1 protein-coding gene is annotated in these 1,235 nt (G+C 70.0%); it reads right to left on the reverse strand.

Annotated elements, in window-relative coordinates; translation table 11 throughout:
* Window positions 1–21 precede the first annotated feature (21 nt).
* Window positions 22–1,086: an IS110 family transposase gene (locus ACGFX4_RS41345; RefSeq protein ID WP_393086396.1), complete on the reverse strand. Its 1,065-nt coding sequence runs from the start codon at window positions 1,084–1,086 to the stop codon at window positions 22–24.
* Between the last annotated feature and the right edge of the window lie 149 nt (window positions 1,087–1,235).

The raw sequence follows: 1,235 nt of genomic DNA on the forward strand, positions 1-1,235 counted from the left end.
GCCGGAAGCTCCTATAGATCGTCAAGTGGTCTGAAGGAGTGGTGGCGCTGTGGTGCGTGGGCTGGCGAGGTGTTTGTAGATCTCGCGGGCGATGAAGCGCTTGAGGCACCGCAGGATGTCCTTCTTGGACATCCCTTCGGCGGTTCGTTTGATCACGTAGTCCTTGGTGCGGCTGTCGTAGCGCATGCGGACGAGGGCGATCGTGTGGAGCGCTCTGTTGGCCTGTCGATCGCCTCCGCGGTTGAGGCGGTGGCGATGGGTGCGGCCTGAGCTGGCCGGGATGGGCGCCGCCGCGCACAGGTGCGCGAAGGACGCCTCCGACCTGAGCCGGTCCGGGTTGTCGCCTGCGGTGATCAGGAGCTGGGCTGCGGTCTCGGTGCCGACACCGGGCAGCGCGACCAGGTCGGGGGCGGTCTGAGCGACCAGTGGCCTGAGCTCGGCGTCGGCCTCGGAGACCTCCTCGGTCAGGTACTGGTAGCGGCGGGCCAGGCGCCGCAGTGCGGTGCGAGCCGCGCGGGCCGGGTCGGACGGGTCTCCGACGGGCCGGGAACGGGCGAGGGTCCTGATCAGCTCGCTGGTGGGCAGGTCGCGCAACTTCTCGCGGACCTCGCCGGGTGCGGTGACGATCAACGTGCGGATCTGGTTGATGGTCTGCGTGCGGGACTTGACGGCCGAGCTGCGAACCACGCGCAGGGAGCGGATCGCCTCCACTACGCCGTCACGGGTCTTCGGTGTTCCGCCGGCCCGCCCGGAGAGTACGGCAGTGGCGGCGGCGTAGGCGTCGACGGGGTCGGACTTGCCGTTGGTGCGTCGGGCCCTGCGGTCGGGCCGGTCCACGTCGACGACGGTGACCTGGTTCGCACGCAGGTGGCGGGCGAGTTCGGCTCCGTAGGCGCCCGTGCCCTCGACGCCGACGGCCATGAGGTCACCGTGCGAGCGCAGCCATGCCAACAGGCGGCTGTAGCCGTCAGGAGTGGTGGGGAACGACTCGGTGGCCAGGTGCCGGCCGATGGAATCGATCGCGGCGGCCTGGTGGAAGTCGGTGTGGGTATCCACTCCGCCGACCACCGCTGTCTGGTCTGCCATGCTGGGTCCTGCTGTCCTTCCGTGCGACGCGCGAGGGATGGCACGCGCCGGTCGGGCGGCAGGACAAGACTGTGATGGGACCTTTGGCCGGGCTCCTATGAGGTCACAGGCGCCCGACCGGCCGCGTGCAGAGCGGCACCGCCTGGACG

It is taken from the genome of Kitasatospora sp. NPDC048365, assembly GCF_043200835.1.
In the GTDB taxonomy this organism is placed as follows: domain Bacteria; phylum Actinomycetota; class Actinomycetes; order Streptomycetales; family Streptomycetaceae; genus Kitasatospora; species Kitasatospora terrestris.

Excerpts from the sequence above, each read along its gene's own strand:
- ACGFX4_RS41345 (WP_393086396.1), bottom strand. The coding sequence starts at position 1,086 with ATGGCAGACCAGACAGCGGTGGTCGGCGGAGTGGATACCCACACCGAC.